18 protein-coding genes are annotated in these 21648 nt (G+C 69.4%); 10 read left to right on the top strand and 8 right to left on the bottom strand.

Translation table 11 applies throughout. From position 1 onward, the window contains the following. Positions 1 to 3 precede the first annotated feature (3 nt). From GRX31_RS12520 to GRX31_RS12550, 7 genes are read right to left on the bottom strand one after another with little or no spacing between them, the layout of a single operon-like run. Complete coding sequence (locus tag GRX31_RS12520; protein ID WP_016451789.1) at positions 4 to 993, bottom strand: Bug family tripartite tricarboxylate transporter substrate binding protein; 990 nt, start codon at positions 991 to 993, stop codon at positions 4 to 6. Between the two features lie 51 nt (positions 994 to 1044). Beyond that, positions 1045 to 2298 carry an alkyl sulfatase dimerization domain-containing protein gene (locus tag GRX31_RS12525; RefSeq protein ID WP_016450284.1) on the bottom strand — a complete coding sequence of 418 codons (1254 nt, stop codon included), beginning with the start codon at positions 2296 to 2298 and terminating at the stop codon, positions 1045 to 1047. Next, the gene (locus GRX31_RS12530; protein WP_160852952.1) at positions 2295 to 3644 is read right to left on the bottom strand and encodes a DUF1254 domain-containing protein; all 1350 of its coding nucleotides are present in this window, start codon (positions 3642 to 3644) and stop codon (positions 2295 to 2297) included. The genes GRX31_RS12525 and GRX31_RS12530 overlap by 4 nt, the downstream gene beginning before the upstream one ends. An 8-nt stretch (positions 3645 to 3652) precedes the next feature. Beyond that, on the bottom strand, positions 3653 to 5038 hold the full coding sequence (locus GRX31_RS12535) for a DUF1254 domain-containing protein (RefSeq protein ID WP_160852954.1): 1386 nt from the start codon (positions 5036 to 5038) through the stop codon (positions 3653 to 3655). A gap of 25 nt (positions 5039 to 5063) precedes the next feature. Continuing rightward, complete coding sequence (locus tag GRX31_RS12540) at positions 5064 to 6086, bottom strand: Bug family tripartite tricarboxylate transporter substrate binding protein (protein WP_160852956.1); 1023 nt, start codon at positions 6084 to 6086, stop codon at positions 5064 to 5066. Beyond that, on the bottom strand, positions 6083 to 8209 hold the full coding sequence (locus GRX31_RS12545; RefSeq protein WP_160852958.1) for an acetate--CoA ligase family protein: 2127 nt from the start codon (positions 8207 to 8209) through the stop codon (positions 6083 to 6085). Before GRX31_RS12545 ends, GRX31_RS12540 begins: the two co-directional genes overlap by 4 nt. Positions 8210 to 8218: 9 nt before the next feature. Further along, positions 8219 to 9283 (bottom strand): porin, encoded by a 1065-nt coding sequence (locus GRX31_RS12550; RefSeq protein ID WP_016450289.1) that lies wholly within the window; start codon positions 9281 to 9283, stop codon positions 8219 to 8221. A gap of 153 nt (positions 9284 to 9436) precedes the next feature. Here GRX31_RS12550 and GRX31_RS12555 point away from each other — a divergent pair, with 153 nt between their 5' ends. The 6 genes from GRX31_RS12555 to GRX31_RS12580 all read left to right on the top strand — a co-directional run bounded on the left by GRX31_RS12555 (position 9437) and on the right by GRX31_RS12580 (position 14417). Further along, a complete protein-coding gene (locus GRX31_RS12555) occupies positions 9437 to 10174 on the top strand; it encodes a Crp/Fnr family transcriptional regulator (RefSeq protein WP_016451782.1) in 738 nt (245 codons plus the stop codon). A 6-nt stretch (positions 10175 to 10180) separates the two neighbouring features. Beyond that, positions 10181 to 11221, top strand: a complete 1041-nt coding sequence (pyrC, locus tag GRX31_RS12560) for a dihydroorotase (RefSeq protein ID WP_160852960.1) — start codon at positions 10181 to 10183, stop codon at positions 11219 to 11221. Positions 11222 to 11254: 33 nt separating this feature from the next. Further along, positions 11255 to 12163, top strand: coding sequence for an NYN domain-containing protein (locus GRX31_RS12565; RefSeq protein WP_160852962.1), 909 nt, complete (start codon positions 11255 to 11257; stop codon positions 12161 to 12163). After that, a complete protein-coding gene (locus GRX31_RS12570; protein ID WP_126311326.1) occupies positions 12160 to 12969 on the top strand; it encodes a DUF3025 domain-containing protein in 810 nt (269 codons plus the stop codon). The genes GRX31_RS12565 and GRX31_RS12570 overlap by 4 nt, the downstream gene beginning before the upstream one ends. Before the next feature lie 82 nt (positions 12970 to 13051). Further along, positions 13052 to 13930, top strand: a complete 879-nt coding sequence (gene htpX, locus GRX31_RS12575; RefSeq protein ID WP_013804154.1) for a protease HtpX — start codon at positions 13052 to 13054, stop codon at positions 13928 to 13930. A 127-nt stretch (positions 13931 to 14057) separates the two neighbouring features. Beyond that, a complete protein-coding gene (locus GRX31_RS12580; protein WP_026062496.1) occupies positions 14058 to 14417 on the top strand; it encodes a YXWGXW repeat-containing protein in 360 nt (119 codons plus the stop codon). A 1-nt stretch (position 14418) separates the two neighbouring features. On the opposite strand, the gene GRX31_RS12585 is transcribed toward GRX31_RS12580, so the two are convergent. After that, entirely contained in the window at positions 14419 to 15336 is a 918-nt protein-coding gene (locus GRX31_RS12585; protein ID WP_160852964.1) for a LysR family transcriptional regulator, read from the bottom strand. Between the two features lie 290 nt (positions 15337 to 15626). Between GRX31_RS12585 and GRX31_RS12590 the strand changes: the two genes are divergently transcribed. The 4 genes from GRX31_RS12590 (at position 15627) to GRX31_RS12605 (ending at position 21633) form a co-directional block, all read left to right on the top strand. Further along, a complete protein-coding gene (locus GRX31_RS12590) occupies positions 15627 to 17744 on the top strand; it encodes a 3-hydroxyacyl-CoA dehydrogenase NAD-binding domain-containing protein (RefSeq protein ID WP_160852966.1) in 2118 nt (705 codons plus the stop codon). 172 nt (positions 17745 to 17916) lie between these two features. Beyond that, positions 17917 to 19113, top strand: coding sequence for an acetyl-CoA C-acyltransferase (locus GRX31_RS12595; RefSeq protein ID WP_012203324.1), 1197 nt, complete (start codon positions 17917 to 17919; stop codon positions 19111 to 19113). Positions 19114 to 19279: 166 nt separating this feature from the next. Further along, positions 19280 to 20476, top strand: coding sequence for an acyl-CoA dehydrogenase family protein (locus tag GRX31_RS12600; protein WP_013804149.1), 1197 nt, complete (start codon positions 19280 to 19282; stop codon positions 20474 to 20476). A gap of 20 nt (positions 20477 to 20496) precedes the next feature. Continuing rightward, positions 20497 to 21633 carry an acyl-CoA dehydrogenase family protein gene (locus GRX31_RS12605; protein ID WP_012203326.1) on the top strand — a complete coding sequence of 379 codons (1137 nt, stop codon included), beginning with the start codon at positions 20497 to 20499 and terminating at the stop codon, positions 21631 to 21633. The last annotated feature ends 15 nt before the right edge of the window (positions 21634 to 21648 follow it).

Here is a 21648-nt window from a genome sequence, read left to right on the forward strand (position 1 = left end):
CTGCTAGTCCAACTGCACACCCACCTCGCGCACCAGCCGCCCCCAGTCCGCCAGGTCCTGGCGCAGCGTGTCGGCGAATTGCGCGGGCGTGGTCCGGGGCAGGTCGGTCAGGTTGAGCTCGCCCAGCTTTTTGGCCGTGGCCGGGTCCTGCAGCAACTGGTTGATGGCGGCGTTGAGCTTGTCCACGATGGGCTGCGGCGTTTTGGCGGGCGCGAAGACGCCGTACCAGGAATAGTTGTGGAACGGGTAGCCCGCCTCGGTCAGGCTGGGCAGGTCCGGCTGGCTGGGAATGCGCTTGTCGCCGCTGTGCGCAATGGCGCGCACGCGGCCCGCACGCACCAGCTCCACGGTGGAAGAGGTGTCTGCAAACGCCGCTTGCACCTGCCCGCCCAGCAGGCCCTGCACACAGGGGCTGCTGCCCTTGTAGGGCACATGCTGCATCTGCAGGCCGGCCTGCTTGAGCAGGAATTCCATGGTCAGGTGCCCGCCCGAGCCCTGGCCCCAGGAACAGTAGCTGAGCTGGCCGGGCCGGGCGCGCACATGCTCCACGAACTCCTTGAGCGAATGCACGGGCAGATCGCGCGAGACCAGCAGCAGATTGCCGGCGCGGCCGATCTGCGCAATGGGCGCAAAGTCCTTGATCGGGTCATACGGAACCTTGCGGTAGAGGCTGGGGTTCACGGCCATGGACGCCGTGTAGGTGAACAGCAGCCGGTAGCCGTCCGGCGCGCCGCGCGCGGCCTGCTCCACGCCGACCAGGCCGTTGGCGCCGGGCCGGTTGTCCACCACGAAGGGCTGCCTGAGCAGCCTGGTCAGGCCTTCGGCAAACACCCGCGCGATGGTGTCCGTGCCGCCGGCGGCGGCCGTAGGCACGATCAGCGTGACGGGGCGGGCGGGGTAGTTGCCGGCATCCTGCGCCGGCTGGGCGTGGCCCGTGCAGGCCATGGCCAGCAGCAGTGCCAGGGCCATGCCGTGCTTCTTCATCGTCTTCATGCACTTGTCTCCTTGTGTCGCCTTGAGTCGCCTTGCCTGTGCGCGGCCCCGTCAGCGCAGCCCCAGGCGCGCCTGCCGGCCCTGCTCGATCATGTCGGCCCCCACGCGGTAGAGGTTGCGCGAGACATAGCTGTCCACCTCGCGCGCACGCTCGCGCAGCCAGGCGGCCTTGAGGCTGCGGGCCTGGCCGATCTCGGGCGCGTCGCCGGCCGCGGTGGCCAGCACGTCGATCACATGCAGGGCCAGCTGCCACTGGCCCGCGTCCGCCAGCGCCTGGGCGCTGGCCACCAGGCCGGGCTTGTCGGTGATGGCATCGGCAATGGCGGCGCCCGCAGCCTCGGGCGGGGCCGGGTGCAGCGTGGTCGGGTTGCGGTCCCACCAGCCGTTTTCCGAACGGTAGATGTCGCGCACGATGTAGCTGGGGTCACCATAGGTGGGCTTCATCCACTCCACGCCGAACAGCTCCTGCGGATAGTCCATGGCCGCGAGCACCTGCTGCTCGTTCAGGCCCTCGTTCATCAGGCGCACGACTTCGGCGCGCAGCCAGCGCAGCGCCTGTGCGGTGTGCAGCAGCACCTGCTGCACGGCCTGCTCGCCCTCGATCACGGGACCGAACTCGCGCACGGCCTTGAGCGGGCGCAGCGCGGCCATGGCCTGCAGCGTGTCGGCCCAGCGCACGGTGTCGCGCAGCGTGCGAAAGGGCGTGCCGATGTTGGGGATGGAGTCCAGCAGCGCCGCGCCGCCGTACAGCACGCGCTGGCCGGGGCTCCACAGCGCGATGGCGTCGTCGGTCTCGGACGGCGCCCAGAACAGCTCGATGCGGCTGTCCCCGCTGCCTATCTCCAGCCGCGTGTCGAAGGTTTCGGTGGGCTCGTGCATGTCCAGCCGGTGCTCGAAAAAGCCCGCGCTGCGGTTGAACTGGATCTCGGCCATGCGGTGCTGCAGCGCCCGGGTCTCGCGGTAGCGTGCCTGGCGGCGCGGCAGGTTGCGGTGCGCGATCAGGCGCGGCACAGGCTCTCCGCGCGCGGCCGCATGCTCCAGCCATGCGGGCACGCCCGCGTTGTAGCCGATGTGGCCGTGGCTGTAGCACAGCGCATGCACGGGCGCGTCGCTGAGCTGGCGCAGGCTGGCGATCATGTCCTGGCTGACCTTGCCGCCGGGGCCGGCGTCGATCACCACCAGGCCCGCGTCGGTCTCGGCCACGAAGGACTGGCCCTGGCCGCGCAGTATGTGCAGGCCCGGCGCCACGGTTTCGCTGCCGGTGCCCACCAGCAAGAAGGGCTTGTCGTCGTCTCTGGCGTTCATGGGGTCTCCGGGTCTGGTTCGATGGGGGGCAGGGCGTAGCGGCCGTCCAGCAGTTCGGGCCGTGGCATGTAGGCGCGCAGGCACAGGTAAAAGCCTTCGCGCGGCGCGGGCAGCCAGTTGGCGCGGTGGTCTTCGCTGGCCGGCGGCGCGTGGCTGATGTGGATAGTCAACCCGCCATCGCCATCGCCATCGCCATCAGCGTCGGGGCGCAGGCCCGGCGTGCGGTCGCCGATGGCATGGCGGTCGATGGGGTTGTCCACCAGCATGCAGTCGTGGGCGCCGTAGAGGGTCAGGGACCAGAAGGCCTGCACGGGCGGCAGCGCGCCTGGGGTAAAGCGCAGCCGGTAGCGGCGGCTGCCATGCAGGGGCCGGCCCTGGGCGTCATGCCAGGCCAGCGGGTAGATGGCCTCGCGGCTTTCCAGCATGCCGATGTACTTGAGCGCAATTTCGGCGCGGGCCTGGAAGTCGTCGCCAAAACTGCCTTCGACCAGGGCGGGGAGTTCCCAGCCCGAGTCCAGGCGCCGGCCCGTGCTGGCCGCGCGCAGCCGGGGCAGCACGCTGTCCAGGGCGCGCTGCAGTGCGGCTTGCTGTTGCGCATCGGGTGCGCCCAGCCCGGCGCCCAGGCCCACGGCAGCAAAGCGCGCGACCCGTGCGGTGTGTTCCTCTGGTGGCGGGTTGTCGCGCAGCGCGGCATTGACCTGGGCGGCGTAGTACGCAGCGTTGGGCACGGCGTTGGGTGCGGCCTGGGGATCGCAGTCCGGGTCGAAGGCACGGGCCTGCGAGGGCGTGCCCGCCTGCCAGTCGGCCAGCGGGCGCACCGCAAAGCCGTCCTGCAGCGCGTGCACGGCGGGCAGGTCATGCTCGCCATCGACCAGGATGCGGCCTATCACCCACAGCCAGGGCGTGGGCGCGGCAATGTGTGCGCCGGGCGCATCGAACGGTGGCGGCAGCGCCCCCTGCCAGCCCGGCGGCGTGACCAGGAAGGAGCGCGCAGCCGTGCCCGTCAGGCGCTGGCCCAGGTGGGCGAAGGGGTTGGTGAAGAAGTCCAGCAGGCCCAGCACGTAGTAGCGGCCCGCCGTGTCGGGCACGTCGATCACCAGCGGCCCGGCGCCCAGGTCCAGCCAGGCGTTGGTGTAGAGCGTGTCGTTGTTGGGCGTGACCACGCGGCTGGTGCCGGCGCGCAGCAGCTGGCGCGCATGCACGAACTGGTTGCACCAGCGCAGCGGTGCGGGCGCAGCCTCGCCGGCCGCATTGCGCCGGGGCGAGGTGGCCGCACGCATGCGGCGCATCTCGTACAGCGGGCAGGTGTGGATGACGGCCTCCTCGGCCAGGGTGCTCAGGTCCATGGCGTGTCTCATGCGGCCACGGGCTGCAGGGGCGGAACAGGCCATTGGTGCGCGCCTGCCTGCGGGTGGTACATGCGCAGGATGAGGTAGAAGCGCCCGTGCGGCGTGGGCAGCCAGTTGGCGGCGCCCTGTGCCGGCCGGGCATGGCCCAGGTCGATCTGCAGGCTGCCGTCGGCCTCGCGCAGCAGTCCCGGCGTGCGGTCGCCGATGGAGTGGCGGCCGATCTCGTTGCCGTAGAGAAAGCGGTCGGCGTCGTACAGGGTGACCGACCAGAAGGCGTCGGCCGGCGGCATGTCGGCGGCATTGAAGCGCAGCACATAGCGCTGGCTGCCGTCCAGCGGCTGCAGGCCTGCGTCGTGGTGGGCGGCGGCGTAGATGGCCTCGCTGGTGGCCAGCGCGCCCAGGCCCAGGTAGGCGGTGCGTGCGCGGCCCAGGTACTCGCTGCCGTAGCGGCCGGTGGACGGCGTCATGGTCCAGGGCCGGGGGCGGCGGTTGCGCCCCATGGCGGCCACGGTGCACACGCCGTCGGCAAAGCCCTCGGTCAGGCCTTCGCGCACGGGCTCCTCCAGCTGCTCCCACGCCATGTGGGCGCTGGCCACCAGGCCGGCCTGGCCGAACCAGGCCAGCAGCCCCTGGTCCTCCTTGCGTCCGGGCGCCTCGGCCAGTGCATGGCAGAGGTTGGTGAAAAAGCGCGGCGCAACCTCGGCCGCAGGCTCCTGGTTCTCGAAGGCGGCCGCCATGGCGTCCACGGGCGGGCCGACCCAGTTCGTGACGGCGGCCGGGCGGCCTCCTTTCGGCACGCCCGGCGCGGGCTCCAGCCGGATGTCGGCCTGCAGTGCGCGGGCTGCAGGCCAGTCGGGCGCATCGCCCACCACGGTGCGGCCGATCAGCCAGACCAGGTTGCTGGGGCAGTGCACCAGACGGTGGCCGGCCAGGTGTTCCGGCACCTGGCCGCCCGGCCCGACCAGGACCACGGTCTCGCCTTCGGGCGCGCAGTTGCGCGGGCCCAGGTTCTCGAAATTCTCGGTATAGGCGTCGTACAGGGCCAGCACGAAATAGCGGCCCGGATGCGCGGCGCTGGAGGGCACGGTCAGCAGGCGCGGGCCGTCGGCCAGGTGGATCCAGGCCAGCGAGTACAGCAGGTCGTTGGCGGGCGTGACCACGTCGCGGTCCTCATGGGTGGAGGGGCGCTGGCTGTGGTGCAGCGTGTCGAAGTCGCCGCGCATGTCCAGGCCCAAACCGGTAGCACGTGCGGCGCCGGCATCGGTCTGCAGGCGGCAGGTGCGGTAGGTCTCTATCAGCGGATAGCCGTAGACAAAGGCAGTCAGGCCGATGGAGCGCGCCAGGGCGCGGCGGACTTCGGGCAGGGTGGGAGGGGTCGGGTTCATGTCCATTGTTTTCTTCAGGGCAGGAGGGGGGTCAGTCGAGGGTCACGCCCGTGGAGCGCGCCAGGTCCAGCGCCACGGGCAAGAAGGCGGCGTAGGCGGCGCTGGCCTCGGCCGGGCTGTTGCCCTGGGCCTCCAGGCCCAGCGCCTCGACACGCTGGCGCACCTGGGGCTCGCGCATCACGGCGGCGACCTCGCGGCCCAGGCGTTCGACGATGGCGTCGGGCGTGCGCGCGGGCGCCATCAGCGAGATCGATCCCGTGATGGCATACACGGGCTCGCGGTAGCCCTGCTCGGCAAAGGTGGGCACATCGGGCAGGGCCTTGCTGCGGCGCGGTCCGGCCACGGCCAGGGCGCGCAGCTTGCCGGCGTCGATGAAGGGCTTGAGCGTGGCGGCCGAGCCCAGCGTCATCTGGATCACGCCGCTGATCAGGTCGATGGACATGGGCCCCTCGCCCTTGTAGGCCACGTGCAGCGACTGCAGGCCGTAGGCCTTGTCCATGAAGACCTGGACCTGGTGCGGCTGCGTGCCCGCCCCCCAGGAACCCATGGCGTACTTGCCCGGCGACTGGCGCACGGCCTCGACCAGGCCCTTGAAGTCCTTGGCCGGCACGGCCGGGTTGACGGCCATCACCATGGAGGGCGAGACCACGTCCGAGACCATGCGCAGCTCGGTGCGCGGGTCGTAGGGCAGCTTCTTGTAGAGCACTAGGTTGGCCGTGATGGGCCCGGGCACGGTCAGCAGCAGGGTGTGGCCGTCGGGCGCGCTCTTGGCCACATGCTCGGTGCCGATGATGCCGCCCGCGCCGCTGCGGTTGTCCACCACCACGGGCTGGCCCAGGCGCTTGGCCAGGCCCTCGGCCAGGATGCGCGCCACGGTGTCGGTGGAGCCGCCGGCCTGGTATTGCACGACGATGCGCACGGGCCGGGCGGGATAGCCGTCCTGGGCTAGCGCGGCGCTGCAGGCCAGGGCAAGGCAGGTCAGCGCGGCGGTGCGCAGCAGGGGTGTGTTCATGGTGGCCTCCGAGTGGGAGATGGAATGGGCATTGGCTTTCATGCAGCCTCCCTGCCGATGACCAGCGCATCGACGGCCACGCAGCCGCCGTCCTCGCGCGGGCGGGCGATCAGGGGGTTGATCTCGGCGCTTTCCAGCGTGGCGCCTGCGCGCTGCGCAAAGCCGGCCAGGGCGCACAGCGTGTCGGCAATGCTGTCCAGGTCCACGCGGGGGCGGCCGCGCGCGCCGTCCAGCACGGCAAAGGCCCGCAGCTCGCGCACCATGGCCAGCGCGTCGTCGCGCGTGATGGGCAGCAGACGCAGCGAGACATCGCGCAGGATCTCGGCATGGATGCCGCCCAGCCCGAACATCAGCACTGGGCCGAACACCGGGTCGCGGTGCACGCCGGCGATGCACTCCACGCCGCCCTGCACCATGGGGGCGGCCAGCGCGCCGTCGATGCGCGCCTCGGGCCGGGCCTGGCGCGCATTGGCCAGGATGCGGTCGAAGGCGGCCTGGGCGCCGGCCGCATCCGCCAGGTTCAGTGCCACGCCGCCCACGTCGGACTTGTGGGCGATGGCATCGCTGCAGACCTTGAGGGCAATGCGTCCGCCCATCTCCTGCGCGGCCTGCACGGCCTGCGCTGCCTCGGCCGCCGTGCGCACCAGCCGGTGCGGCACCACGGGCACGCCGGCCTCGGCCAGCAGGGCCATGCTGCGCTGCTCCGACAGCGTGCCCGCCGGCAGGTGCAGTGCGCTGCCTGCATCGGCCATCGCGGGCAGCGCCTGCGGTGTTTCATGCAGGCGGGCCAGCGCGCCAATGCAGCGTATGGCTGCGCCCGGGTCGGCGAACACCAGGCAGCCCAGCGCCTCCAGCGCATCGCGGCGCTCGGGCGGGCACAGCGTGCTGACGGCCAGCAGGGTATCGGGATGGTGGGTGCGCAGCGTCTGCACCAGGCTTTGCAGCACGGGCCAGAAGGCGTCGGACAGGCCGCCTGCCGCGAAGAAGCCCAGCCAGCTGTCGAACTGTCGGTCGGCCAGCATCAGGCGGGCGCTGCGCTCCAGCAGCGTCATGTCGTTGGTGACCTGGCCCGTGATGTCCACGGGGTTGCGCGGCGCGGCAAACGGCACCCATTCGCGCAGCTGGCGCTGGGCCGCATCGGACAGCGGTGCCACGTCCAGGCCGGCTGCGCTGGCGTCGTCGGCCATCATGGCGCCCACGCCGCCCGAGACCGTGAACAGTCCGATGGACCGCCCGTTGGGGGCCCGCGCGATGGAGGCACTGGCCGCCAGCGCGAAGAAGTCCGTGATGGAATGCGCGCGCAGCACGCCGTAGCGGCGGAACACCGCGTCATAGACGGCATCGTTGCCCGCCAGCGAGGCCGTGTGCGATGCGGCGGCGGCCGCGCCCAGGGCGCTGGTGCCCACCTTGCACATGACCACGGGCTTGCCGCGCTCCTGCGCCAGGGCCAGGGCCGCGCGCAGCCGGGGGCCGTCGCGGCAGCCCTCCATGTAGGCCATGATCACGTCGGTCTCGGGGTCCTGGGCCAGCCAGGCCAGGCCATCGGCCAGCTGCACATCGGCCTCGTTGCCCGTGGTGGCCCACAGCGACAGGCCCAGCCCGCGCTCGCGCGCCAGGCTGTAGGCATAGGCCCCGAAGGCGCCCGACTGGCTGACCATGCCGATGCGCCCGGGCCGCACCAGGCCGCCGCCCGGCGCGGGCGAGAACGTGGCGTAGACCTGGTGGCCGGGGCGCATGAAGCCCAGGCAGTTCGGGCCGATGAGGCGTATGCCCGCCTCCTGCGCGCGCCGCGCCAGCGCCTGCTGGGCGGCCGTGCCGTCGGAGCCGGTCTCGGCATAGCCCGAGGAAAACAGCACCATGGACTGCACGCGCGCGGCGGCCGCATCCTCCAGCACGCCGGCCACCTGCGACTGCGGCACCGCGACGATGGCCAGGTCCACCGGCGCGCCGATGGCGGCCAGCCGCTCGTGCGCGGGCAGACCCTGCACGCGGCTGGCGCGCGGGTTCACCGCATACAGCGCGCCGCCGTAGCCGAAGCGCAGCAGGTAGTCCAGCGGAATGCCGCCGATCTTGCTGGCCTGGTCCGAGGCGCCGACCACGGCGATGGAGCGCGGCGCGAACAGCGCGTCGAGCCGGGAGGTGTCAAAGCAATGGCTGTCGGTCATGGGTGTCCCTCAGAAGTTGTGGCGCACACCCAGCGCCAGGGACCGCACGCCGTCGCCGCTGTGGGCGGCCACCGGCACGTTGGCAATGGCGGCCGATGCATTGGCCGCGTTGCCCAGCTGCAGCCAGCGTGCGTAGAGCACGGTGCGCTTGCTCAGCGCGTAGTCGTAGCCCAGCGTCCAGGTGTTCTGGGCGCGGTCCGTGCCGCCCACCTCGCGCCGCGCCACCGAGACCAGCAGCTTGGAGCGCGCATCCACGCTCCAATCGGCGCCCAGCTGGGCCAGCTTCGCCTTGGGTGTGCCTGCACGGTCCACGCGGTTGATGACGTAGTTGCCCGTCAGGCGCAGCCCATTCAGGGCTTCCCAGCTGGCCGACAACGCCTGGTACTGGCTGGTGGCGGGCGCGGCCACGGGTGCGGCGGCGCTGCCTTCCACGGACTTCTGGAAGCTGTAGGCCAGGAACCAGGGCTTCTGGTTCCAGCCCAGCGTGGCGCCGTAGAGGCGGCCGTTGCTGCTGTTCGGCGAAGCCGCTTCGCCGAAGGAATAGGCCAGGTCCGCCAGCCAGGGCTGGCCTGCCGGCGTGCGGTAGCGCACCAGGTTGTTGGCCCGCGCCGCAAACGGCCGCAGGCCGGCCTGGGCATCGGTGGCCGACACCAGGTTCAGCGAGGAAAACAGCGCGTTCATGCCCAGCGGATCGGCCCGGAACAGCGCGCCGAACATGGGCGTGTACATGCGGCCCATCTCCACGGCGCCCCAGCCGCTGTTCAGCCCCACCCAGGCCTGGCGCGTGAAGGCCAGGCCCGGGCCGGGAATGGTGCCCAGGCCCGTGTCCGGCGCCACGCCGGCCTCCAGCATGAACTGGGCACGCAGGCCGCCGCCCAGGTCCTCGCTGCCGCGAAAGCCGATGCGCGATGCCGCGCTGCCCCCGTCCTCCAGCCGGCTCAGGCGCGTGGCGCCCGACCTTGCGCTGTTGATGTGGACGTCGACGATGCCGAACATCTCCACGCTGCCCTGGGCCCACGCGGACGTGCCCAGGGCCGCCATGCCGCCGGCGGCCAGCCAATGCTTGTGCTTCACGAACTTGTCTCCTTGGTAGCGCCCCGGATGCTTTGCCCGGTGGCTTGCTTGCTACTATCCCGAGCGACAGGGGATGCACTCTGTCAAGCCATTGACAAATGGCGGTACATGGGCACCGGACTAACCCGGGGCCTTCGACATCGTGAGAGAACCATGCGCTCCAAGCCTGCTCCCGTGGCCGACCCTTCGGCGCTGATCCGCCGCGCCCTGGGCCTGTGCCGCATGCTGCGCAACTGGCCGCCCGAGGTGCTCGATGAGCTGACGGCGCTGTCCCGCCTGGGCCGCTACGAGCGCCACCAGCAGGTGCGCGCCGCCGACCCCAAGCGGCGCGAGGTGCTGGTGGTGGCTTCGGGCTGCGTGGAAGTGGGCGGCGTGGACGCCACGGGCTCGCGCTTCGTGCTGTCCATGCACAGCGCGGGCGACATCGTCGGCCTGGCGCGGCTGCTGGAGCACACGCAATTCGTCTACGACTACCACGCGCACCAGCCCACCGTGCTGGTGGAGATCCCCGGCGAGTCTTTCCTGGCCCTGCTCGATGCCCATCCGCTGCTGTGGAAGGACATCTGCCTGCTGGTGCTGGCACGCATGCACGAGCTGATCGTCGTCCAGCAGCGCCACGCCTTCAGCAACATCGACAACCGCGTGGCCGAGCTGCTGGCGCGGCTGGCCCCCACGCATGGCCAGCCCGCGCCCGACGGGCAGGGCGTGGTGCTGCGCATCTCGCAGAGCGATCTGGCCGCCATGCTGTCGGTCTCGCGCCAGACCATCAACAAGGAGCTGCGCCTGCTGGAGCAGCGCGGCCTGCTGCAGGCCGCCTATGGGCGGCTGACGCTGGTCGATCTTGCCGGCCTGGGGCGCGCGGCCGCAGCCGGCCCGGCAATGGGACAATAGCGCACCATGACCGCCTCCACCGACTCCCTCACGATCACCCGTCCCGATGACTGGCACCTGCACGTGCGCGATGGCGAAGCCATGCGCAGCGTGGTGCCGCATACGGCCGCGCAGTTTGCGCGCGCCATCATCATGCCCAACCTCAAGCCGCCGGTGACCACTGCCGAGCAGGCGCTGGAGTACAAGCAGCGCATCCTCTCGGCCGTGCCCGAGGGCATGGCCTTCGAGCCGCTGATGACGCTGTACCTCACCGACAACCTGCCGCCCGAGGAAATCGTGCGCGCCAAGGCGGCCGGCGTCGTGGCCTGCAAGCTCTACCCGGCTGGCGCCACCACCAACAGCGACCACGGCGTCACCGACCTGCGCAAGATCTACCCCACGCTGCAAGCCATGCAGCGCGAAGGCCTGCTGCTGCTGGTGCACGGCGAAGTCACCAGCAGCGACATCGACCTGTTCGACCGCGAGGCCGCATTCATCGACCAGCACCTGATCCCGCTGCGCCGCGACTTCCCCGAACTCAAGATCGTCTTCGAGCACATCACCACGCGCGAAGCCGCCCAGTACGTGACCGAGGCCGACCGCTTCGTGGGCGCCACCATCACGCCCCAGCATCTGCTGTTCAACCGCAATGCCATCTTTACGGGCGGCATCCGTCCCCACTACTACTGCCTGCCCGTGCTCAAGCGCGAGACGCACCGCCTGGCACTGGTGGAGGCGGCCACCAGCGGCCTGCCCAAGTTCTTCCTGGGCACGGACAGCGCGCCGCACGCGGCCCATCTCAAGGAACACGCCACGGGCTGCGCGGGCTGCTACAGCGCCCATGCCGCCATCGAGATGTATGCCGAGGCCTTCGACAATGCCGGCGCGCTGGACAAGCTCGAAGCCTTCGCCAGCTTCAACGGCCCGGACTTCTACAGCCTGCCGCGCAACACCGGCAAGATCACCCTGGTGCGCGAAAGCTGGACGCCGCCGGACAGCTTCGCCTTCGGCGAGGCGCAACTGAAGCCGCTGCGCTCCGGCGAAGCCCTGCCCTGGAAGCTGGTTTAAGCTGGCGGGACTGCCACCCGCCAGAGGATTGCCATGCCTGAGCCGCAACCGCGCATCGCCCTGCTGATCGACGCCGACAACGCGCCGGCCGAGATGATCGACGAGATCCTGACCGAGCTGTCGACCTTCGGCGTCATCGACATCCGCCGCGCCTACGGCAACTGGACCAAGCATTCGCTCAGCGGCTGGCAGCGCAAGCTGCTCGATTTCGCACTGCGGCCCATGCAGCAGTTCGACTACTCCAAGCACAAGAACGCCACCGACATGGCGATGACCGTGGACGCCATGGAGCTGCTCTACACCGAGCGGCCCGACGCCTTCGGCATCGTCTCCTCCGACGCCGACTTCACCCCGCTGGTGATGCACCTGCGCTCCAAGGGCGCGGCCGTCTACGGCTTCGGCATGGCGCAGACACCCCAACCCTTCGTCAATGCCTGCTCGCGCTTCCTGTACCTGGAAGCGCTGGGCGAGGCGGCGCCAGCCAACGGCAATGGGCAGGACGCCGCGCATGAGGCAGGCCAGGCGGCGGTGCCGCCCGTGGCTGCATCGGCCGCCGCCGCGCCCCAGCCGCCCAACGGTGCCGGCAAGGAACGCGCGCCGGCCCAGGCCGAGCAGGCACCTGCCTCCTTGTCCGCTCACGAGCCGCAGCGCCCCTGCCTGCGCGTTCCTTCGCAGGAGCTGCGCCAGGACACGCGCCTGCTGAACATGCTGCGCAGCGCCGTCAACGCCACGCAGGACGAAAGCGGCTGGGCCCATGTGGGCGCCGTGGGCGCGCAGATCGGCAACAAGGCCTCGTTCGATGCGCGCAACTACGGCTATGCCACGCTCACCAAGCTGCTGGCGGCCACGCAGGCCTTCGAGATGCGCGACGAAGGCACCTCGCGCGTGGCCGTGCGCGACAAGCGCATGGCCAAGGCTCAGTCCAGGCCGTCCGGCAATTGACGTTTCCCATCGACTGGAATGCGCCCTGGCTGCAGGGGCTGCAAACGCAGGGCAGGGCGGCCTGCCTGCAGGTGGCGCAGGGCCGGCCGGTCTGGCAGGCCTTGCAGTCACTGGCCGACGCACAGGCGCTGCCCTGGCGCTTTGTGCCCCAGCACGATCTGCCCGAAGGCATGGCCTACGAGCAATTCATCTTCGAGACGCGCTGCATCCCCACGCGCGACAACCTGCATGACTTCTTCAACGGCCTGATCTGGCTGCGCTGGCCTGCGCTCAAGCAGCGCTGCAATGCCCTGCAGGCCGGCGCCATTGCCCAGGCGGGCGTGGGCGCGCAGCGCGGGCCGCTGCGCGATGCCGTCACCGTGCTGGACGAGAACGGCGCCCTGCTGCTGGCGCCGGCCGCGCTGTGCGAGGCGCTGCGCCACCGGCGCTGGCACCAGCTCTTCGTGGAGCAGCGCGCACTATGGCGCCAGGCAAGGCTGCTGCCCATAGGCCATGCGCTGCTGGAAAAGCTGGTGCAGCCGCGCAAGCCCATCACGGCCCATGTGCTGTGCGTGCACACGGATGGTGCAGGCGCCACGCCGGCTTCTGGCGCAGCGGATATCGACGCCTGGCTGGCCGCCAGCGCCTGGCTGGAGCCGGACACGCTGGCGGCCAAGCCTTTTGCGCCCTTGCCGGTGCTGGGCGTGCCCGGCTGGTGGCGCGAAAACGAGAACTTTTCCTTCTATGATGACTCTCTCGTGTTCCGGGCGCCCCGTTCCGTACAAGCATCACAACAAGGAATGACAACGGCGCAGGACCCGGCTTGAAAACAGCCGGTGCGGCCCTCACTTTTCAACGCTGCAGGGCCCAGATCCTTCCCCCTTTCCCCACTTTGTGGAGAACCCACTGATGAAACGCATCGCACTTTTTCTATTGACCAACGTCGCCGTCGTGGTGGTGCTGGGCATCGTCGCCAGCCTGCTGGGCGTCAACCGCTTCCTGACCTCCAATGGCCTGAACCTCGGGGCCCTGCTGGGCTTCGCCTTCATCATGGGCTTTGGCGGCGCCATCATCTCGCTGCTGATCTCCAAGCCGCTGGCCAAGTGGAGCTCGGGCGTGCACGTGATCAACGAGCCGCGCAACGCCGATGAGGCCTGGATCGTCAACACCGTGCGCGGCTTCGCCGACCGTGCCGGCATCGGCATGCCCGAAGTCGGCATCTACGAGGGCGAGCCCAATGCCTTCGCCACCGGCGCCTTCAAGAACTCGGCCCTGGTGGCCGTGTCCACGGGCCTGCTGGAAGGCATGACGCGCGAAGAGGTGGAGGCCGTGATCGGCCACGAGGTCGCCCACATCGCCAATGGCGACATGGTGACCATGACCCTGATCCAGGGCGTGATGAACACCTTCGTGGTCTTCCTGTCGCGCGTCATCGGCTATGCCGTGGACAGCTTCCTGCGCAAGAACGACGAAAGCAGCTCGGGCCCCGGCATCGGCTACTACGTGACCACCATCGTGCTGGACATCGTGCTGGGCTTCCTGGCCGCCATCATCGTGGCCTGGTTCTCGCGCCAGCGCGAATTCCGCGCCGACGCGGGCGCCGCCCAGCTCATGGGCCGCAAGCAGCCCATGATGAACGCCCTGGCCCGCCTGGGCGGCATGCACCCCGGCGAGCTGCCCAAGAGCGTGGCCGCCATGGGCATTGCCGGTGGCATCGGCAAGCTGTTCTCGACCCACCCGCCGATCGAAGAGCGCATTGCCGCGCTGCAAAACGCGCAGAACCTCTGAGTGACCGATCCCGCCGCTACCTTTGGCGGCGGATCTTTACCCAGGCTTCACAAGCCCCTGTCAACAACCGGCAGGGGCTTTTTCGTTGTATCTGCATGGCCGTACTAAGCGCGGCCAGGAGTGCATCGTGAAGCCTGTATTCATTCAAACGCCGGGCCGTCGCCTGGTTCCGGCCCTGGTCCTGGCTGCCGCCGCGGTGGCATTGACCGGCTGCGTGGTGGCGCCTGCCTATCCCGTAGGTCCTTCGGGCGAGGTGGTCTATGCGCCCATGGCGCCGCCGCCGGTGCAGACCGAGGTCATTCCGGTCGCTCCCTCGCCGGTCCATGTCTGGATCGGCGGCTCCTGGGGCTGGGGTGGCGGCCGTTATGCCTGGCGTCCTGGTTATTGGGCGGCGCCGCCGCATCCCGGCTATGCCTGGCGCCCGCACCGCTGGGACCATGGGCCGCGCGGCTGGTACCAGCGTCCCGGCGGCTGGTATCGCCGCTGAGTCAGGTGGCGGCGGCGTCGGCGCTGCCGCTGCCACCCTGGCCGGCCTTGGCCAGCAGGAAGTCGATGCAGGTGCGCACGGCCCGCGTCTGGTGGCGGTCGGGCAGGTACAGCAGGTACATGTGGGTGCCGAAGATGCTCAGGCGGTACTCCTGCAGGGTCAGCACCACCTCGCCGCTGGCCACCTTGTCCTGCACCACGTAGTCGGGCACCAGGCCCACGCCCAGGCCCGCCAGAATGCCCTGGCGCAGGAAGGGGAAGTGCTCGGAGATCATGGTCGGCGCCAGCAGCACCTCCTGGCGGTCCGTTCCCTGGTAGGCCGACAGGCGCAGCTGGCGGCCCATCACGCCGGCCGTGATCAGCGGGCTGTTGCGCAGCTCGTACAGCGTGGCGGGCAGGCCGTGCTGCTGCGCATACTCGCGTGAGGCGCAGGCCACGTAGTGCACATTGCCCAGGCTGCGCGCAATCACCGACAGCGGCGGCTCCTGGATCACGCGGATGGCGATGTCCACCTCGTCGCGCAAATGGTCGGCCCGGTTCTCGAACAGCACATCCAGCACGATGGCCGGATACAGCCGCTTGAACTCGATCAGCCAGTCGCTCATCACGATCTGTCCATAGCCGCTGGGCACGCTCAGCCCCACGCGCCCTGCCATCCCCTGGCCCAGCGACGTGATCGTCTCGCGCGCCGACATCATCTCGTTCTGGATCGCGCGGCCATGCTCGTACATCCGCAGCCCCACCTCGGTAGGCTCCACGCGCCGCGTGGTGCGCCGCACCAGCTGCACCCCCACCGATTTTTCGAGCTGCGTCAGGTGATAGCTCACATTGGCCCGCGTCATCTTCAGCTTGCGCGCCGCCTGGCTCAGATTGCCGCTATCGATGATTTCCACCAGCAGGGTCAGCGAGTTCAGATCCATAGGAATGTCCAGATACTTTGCTTCGCCCACAGCCTATGAAACTGGCGCGCTCCAAAGCCAGGGGCAGCGAGGAAGGGCCTACGCCGGCCGCGCCGCCCCGCACCGAGGCTGTCGTCCCCCTCCCTTGCGAAGCAAGCAGAGAGGGGGAAGGCGCGCAAGCGCCTCAGGGGGTGTTCAACACTGTCAAATACGTTTTTACAGTCTGTCAATCATTCATGGGATTGTAAAGAACCATTGTCGTGGCAAGAATGGATGTTTTGAGTGGAAAACCCAAGTTCGGAGACATGCAGATGAGCGAACAAGCCCAGGCTTCCGTGGTCCAGACCCGCCTTGACGGCGCCGTGCTGGTGGTCAGCATCAACAACCCCCCCGTGAATGCCCTGGGCCAGGCCGTGCGCGCCGGCCTGCTGGCCGCCGTGGAGAAGGCCGAATCGGATGCCGCCGTCAAGGCCGTGCTCATCGTGGGTGAGGGCAAGGCCTTTATCGCCGGAGCAGACATCCGCGAATTCGGCAAGCCCGCCATGCCGCCCTCGCTGCCCGAGGTGCTCAATCGTCTCGAAGCCTCCGACAAGATCGTGGTCGCCGCCATCCATGGCCCGGCCCTGGGCGGCGGCCTGGAAGTGGCCATGTCGGCCCACTACCGCCTGGCTTTGCCGGCTGCCAAGCTCGGCCTGCCCGAAGTCAACCTGGGCCTGCTGCCCGGCGCTGGCGGCACGCAGCGCGCACCGCGCCTGATGGGCGTGAAGGCGGCCGCCGACCTCATGCTCAGCGGCAAGCACCTGTCGGCCAAGGCCGCGCTGGCCGCCGGCCTGGTGGACAAGCTGGTGGACGGCACGGATGCCACGGCCGCAGGCCTGGCATACACCAACGAACTGCTGGCAACCAATACCGCGCCGCGCCGCACGCGTGACATTGAAATCGCCGACAAGGCTGCTGCCCTGGCCGAACTCGACGCACTGGCCGCCGACACCGCCAAGAAGAGCCGCGGCCTGTTCTCGCCGCTGAAGATCGTGGAATGCGTGCGCGCCGCCGTGGAGCTGCCCTTCGACGAAGGCATCGCCAAGGAGCGTGCCCTGTTCGTGGAATGCCTGAACAGCCCGCAGCGCGCCGGCCTGATCCACGCCTTCTTCGCCGAGCGCGAAACCGCCAAGATTCCCGAAGCCAAGGCCGCTGCGCCGCGCCACTTTGCCAAGATCGCCGTCATCGGCGGCGGCACCATGGGCGCCGGCATCACGGTGTCCGCGCTGGACGCGGGCCTCACGGTGACCATGATCGAGCGCGACGCCGAGTCCATCGCGCGCGGCCAGGCCAATGTGGAGAAGGTCTACAACGGCCTGATCGCCAAGGGCCGCATGACCGAGGAGGCCAAGGCCGCCGTCATGGCGCGCTACACCCCCAGCACCTCCTATGACGACATCAAGGATGTGGACCTGGTGATCGAGGCCGTGTTCGAGGACCTCGAGGTCAAGAAGGCCGTGTTCAAGGAACTGGACCGCGTCTGCAAGCCCGGCGCCGTGCTGGCCACCAACACCTCCTACCTGGACATCGACGCCATTGCCGCCGCCACCTCGCGCCCGCAGGACGTGATCGGCCTGCACTTCTTCAGCCCCGCCAACATCATGAAGCTGCTGGAGATCGTGGTGCCCGCCAAGGTGGCGCCCGACGTGGTGACCACGGCCTTCGAGCTGGCCAAGCGCATGAAGAAGGTGCCCGTGCGCGCCGGCGTCTGCGACGGCTTCATCGGCAACCGCATCCTGGCCGTCTACAAGCAGGCTGCCGACTACATCATGGAAGACGGCGCCAGCCCCTACGAGATCGACGAGGCCGTGCGCGGCTTCGGCTACCCGATGGGCCCGTTCCAGGTCACCGACCTGGCCGGCGGCGACATCGGCTGGGCCACGCGCAAGCGGCGCGCTGCCACGCGCAATCCCAAGGCCCGCTACGTCGAAGTGGCCGACCGCGTCTGCGAGCGCGGCTGGTTCGGCCAGAAGACGGGCCGTGGCTTCTACCTCTACCCGCAGGGCGCGCGCGTCGGCCAGCCCGACCCCGAAGTGCTGGCCATCGTCGATGCCGAGCGCGCCAAGAAGGGCGTGACGCCGCGCCAATTCACCCCTGAGGAAATCATGCGCCGCTACATGGCCGCCATGGTCAACGAAGGTGCCAAGGTGGTGGAGGAGGGCATTGCCCTGCGCCCGCTGGATGTGGACGTGACCTTCCTGTCCGGCTACGGCTTCCCGCGCTTTCGTGGCGGCCCCATGAAGTGGGCCGACATGCAAGGTCTGGACAAGGTGCTGGCCGACATCCGCGAATTCGCCAAGGAAGACGCGCTGTTCTGGAAGCCCGCTCCCCTGCTCGAAAAGCTGGTCGCCGAAGGCCGCGATTTCGAAAGCCTGAACAAGGCAGCGTAACTGATCACCCCCTGAGCCGCTGCGCGGCTTCCCCCTCTCTCGCTACGCGGGAGGGGGACGACACCCTCGGTGTGGGGTGGCGCGGCCGGCGTAGGCCCTTCCTCGGTGTCCCCGACTGAGCCGCGCCGGCAACAAGTAATAGAAATTCCCAAGAGACAAGCAAGGACCGACCATGCGCGAAGCCGTCATCGTTTCCACTGCCCGCACGCCCCTGACCAAGTCGCACCGCGGCGAGTTCAACGTCACGCCCGCCGCCCAGCTGGCGGCCTTCTCGGTCAAGGCCGCGGTCGAGCGCTCGGGCATCGACCCGGCCATGATCGAGGACCTGATCCTGGGCTGCGGCAACCCCGACGGCTTCCAGGGCCGCAACCTGGGCCGCCAGACCGTGCTGCGCGCCGAGCTGCCCCTGTCCATCGCGGGCACGACCATCACGCGCTTTTGCGCCTCGGGCCTGCAGTCCATCGCCATCGCGGCGGGCCGCATCGTGGCCGAGGGCGTGGACGCCATGCTGGCCGGCGGCATCGAGACCATCTCGGGCATCCGCCCCGGCAACAACCTGCCCACCGACATGGACCCCTGGCTGGTCGAGCACAAGCCCGCGCTGTACATGGCCATGATCGACACGGCCGACATCGTGGCGCGCCGCTACGGCATCAGCCGCGAGGACCAGGACGCCTTCTCGCTGCAAAGCCAGCAGCGCACGGCCGCCGCCCAGGCCGCCGACCTGTTCAAGGACGAAATCATTGCCTGCGCCACGCGCATGGCCGAGAAGAACAAGGACACGGGCGAGATCACCTACCGCGACGTGGTCGCCACCAAGGACAACTGCAACCGCGCCTCCACCACGTTGGAAGGCCTGGCCAAGCTGGAACCCGTCAAGGGCCCGGACCAGTTCATCACGGCCGGCAATGCCTCGCAGCTGTCCGATGGATCGTCGGCCTGCGTGCTGATGGAGGCCAGGCAGGCCGAGCGCCTGGGCCTGTCCCCGCTGGGCGCCTTCCGCGGCTTTGCCGTGGCCGGCTGCGAGCCTGACGAAATGGGCATCGGCCCCGTCTTCGCGGTCCCCAAGCTGCTGGCGCGCCACGGCCTCAAGGTCGAGGACATCGACCTGTGGGAACTCAACGAGGCCTTTGCCTCCCAGGCCCTGTACTGCCAGCGCAAGCTGGGCATTCCCAACGAGCGCCTGAACGTCAACGGCGGCGCCATCTCCATCGGCCACCCCTTCGGCATGACGGGTGCGCGCCTGGCGGGCCACATCCTGCTGGAAGGCCGGCGCCGCAAGGCCCGGGACGCGTCAGTCAAGTGGGGCGTGGTCACCATGTGCATCGCAGGTGGCATGGGCGCCGCAGGCCTGTTCGAAATTTATTGAATAAGCACCCCCTGAGCGGCTGGCGCCGCTTCCCCCTCTCTCGCTTCGCGGGAGGGGAACGACGCCCTTGCTGCGGGGCGGCCCTTGCTCGGCGTCCCTCGCTTAGGGCACGCCAATTTCAGGGCTGCAAACGGCTTACAACGCCACGGATTACTGGGGAATAGCAATGGATTTGCAATTTACGACTGAAGAACTGGCCTTCCGCGACGAGGTTCGCGGCTTCCTCAAGGACAAGCTGCCCGAGGACCTGTCGCACAAGGTCAAGAACGGCCTGCAGCTGAGCAAGCAGGACATGGAGCGCTGGCACGCCATCCTCAACGAGCGCGGCTGGCTGGCCAACCACTGGCCCGAGCAGCACGGCGGCCCGGGCTGGAGCGCGGTGCAGAAATTCATCTTCGAGCATGAATGCGCGCTGGCAGGCACGCCGCGCATCGTGCCCTTCGGGCTGAGCATGCTGGGCCCCGTCCTGATCAAGTACGGCAACGAGGCGCAGAAGGCCCACTGGCTGCCGCGCATCCTCAATGGCGCCGACTGGTGGTGCCAGGGCTATTCGGAGCCGGGTTCGGGTTCGGACCTGGCCTCGGTCAAGACGTCGGCCGTGCGCGATGGCGATCACTACATCGTCAACGGCCAGAAGACCTGGACCACGCTGGGCCAGCACGCCAACATGATCTTCTGCCTGGTGCGCACCAACCGCGAGGCCAAGGCGCAGCAGGGCATCAGCTTCCTGCTGGTGGACATGAACTCGCCCGGCGTGGAGGTGCGCCCCATCATCACGCTGGACGGCGAGCACGAGGTCAACGAAGTCTTCTTCACCGACGTCAGGGTGCCCGTGGAGAACCTGGTCGGCGAAGAGAACAAGGGCTGGACCTACGCCAAGTACCTGCTGACCTACGAGCGCACCAACATCGCGGGCGTGGGCTTCTCGGTGGCCGGCCTGGAAAAGCTCAAGGCCGTCGCCGGCCGCATGCTGCGCAACGGCAAGCCGCTGACGCAGGACCCGCTGTTCGCGGCCCGCCTGGCCAAGGTCGAGATCGACCTGGAGAACATGAAGACCACCAACCTGCGCGTGATCGCCGCCGTGGCCGGCGGCGGCGTGCCGGGCGCCGAAAGCTCCATGCTCAAGATCCGCGGCACCGAGATCCGCCAGGAAATCCTGTCCCTGGTGCGCCGCGCCATGGGACCCTACGCCGCGCCCTTCATCGAAGAGGCCCTGCAGGCCGGCTACGACCAGCCCGCCATCGGCGACGCGGCTGCCGCCACGGCCGCCGCCGCGTACTTCAACTACCGCAAGCTGTCGATCTTCGGCGGCTCCAACGAAATCCAGAAGAACATCATCTCCAAGATGATCCTCGGCCTCTGATCCGGCAAGGAAAACGGAACATGAACTTCGAACACACCGAAGACCGCCGCATGCTGGCGGACAGCCTCAACCGCTTCGTCTCCGAGCAGTACGCCATCGAGGCGCGCAACCACGTCGCCTATGGCGAGGAAGGCCACAGCCCGCTGCTGTACGGGCAGTTCGCGGACATCGGCGCCATCGGCGCGCTGTTCCCCGAGGACGCCGGCGGCTTCGGCGGCCAGGGCTTCGACATCAGCGTGGTCTTCGAATGCCTGGGCCGCGGCCTGGTGGCCGAGCCGCTGCTGGGCGCCCTGGTCGTGGGCCAGGCCCTGATCGCGGCCGGCAGCGATGCGCAAAAGGAACAGCTGGCAGCCATCATCGGCGGCACGTCCATTGCGGCCCTGGCCCATGACGAGCCCGGCAGCCACTACGAGCTCAACAACGTCGCCACCACGGCCGTGCGCAGCGGCGACGGCTGGGTGCTGAACGGTGCCAAGGGCGTGGTCGCCTTCGGCGAGAAGGCCGACCTGCTGCTGGTCTCGGCCCGCACCTCGGGCAGCCAGTACGACGAGGCCGGCATCAGCCTGTTCCTGGTCCCCGGCAATGCCGCAGGCATCCAAAAGCGCGGCTACAACCGCATCGAGGGCGGCCGCGCGGCCGAGCTGGTGCTGGACAAGGTGCAGGTCGGCGCAGACGCCCTGCTGGGCGAAGAAGGCCAGGGCCTGTCCCTGCTGGAACGCATCAGCGGCTACGCCGTGCTGGCGCTGACCGCCGAGGCCGTGGGCGCCATGGACGTGGCCAAGGACCAGACGCTGGAGTACCTGCGCACGCGCAAGCAGTTCGGCGTGCCCATCGGCAGCTTCCAGGCCCTGCAGCACCGCATGGCCGACCTGCTGCTGGAAGTGGAGCAGGCGCGCTCGGCCGTGATCAACGCGGCCGCCGCCATTGCGGACGAAGACCGCGTGGCGCGCGAGAAGGCCCTGTCGGCCGCCAAGTACAGTATCGGCCGCATCGGCACCCTGGTGGCCGAGGAAAGCATCCAGATGCATGGCGGCATCGGCATGACCTGGGAGCTGCCCCTGGCCCACTACGCCAAGCGCCTGGTCATGATCGACCACCAGTTCGGCGACGAGGACCACCACCTGTCGCGTTACATCGCACTCGGCTCGCAACACTGAGCCAAGGAAAGCCGC

Origin of the sequence: Delftia sp. CH05 (genome assembly GCF_009827015.1) — a bacterium.
GTDB classification, from domain to species: Bacteria; Pseudomonadota; Gammaproteobacteria; order Burkholderiales; family Burkholderiaceae_C; genus Comamonas; species Comamonas tsuruhatensis.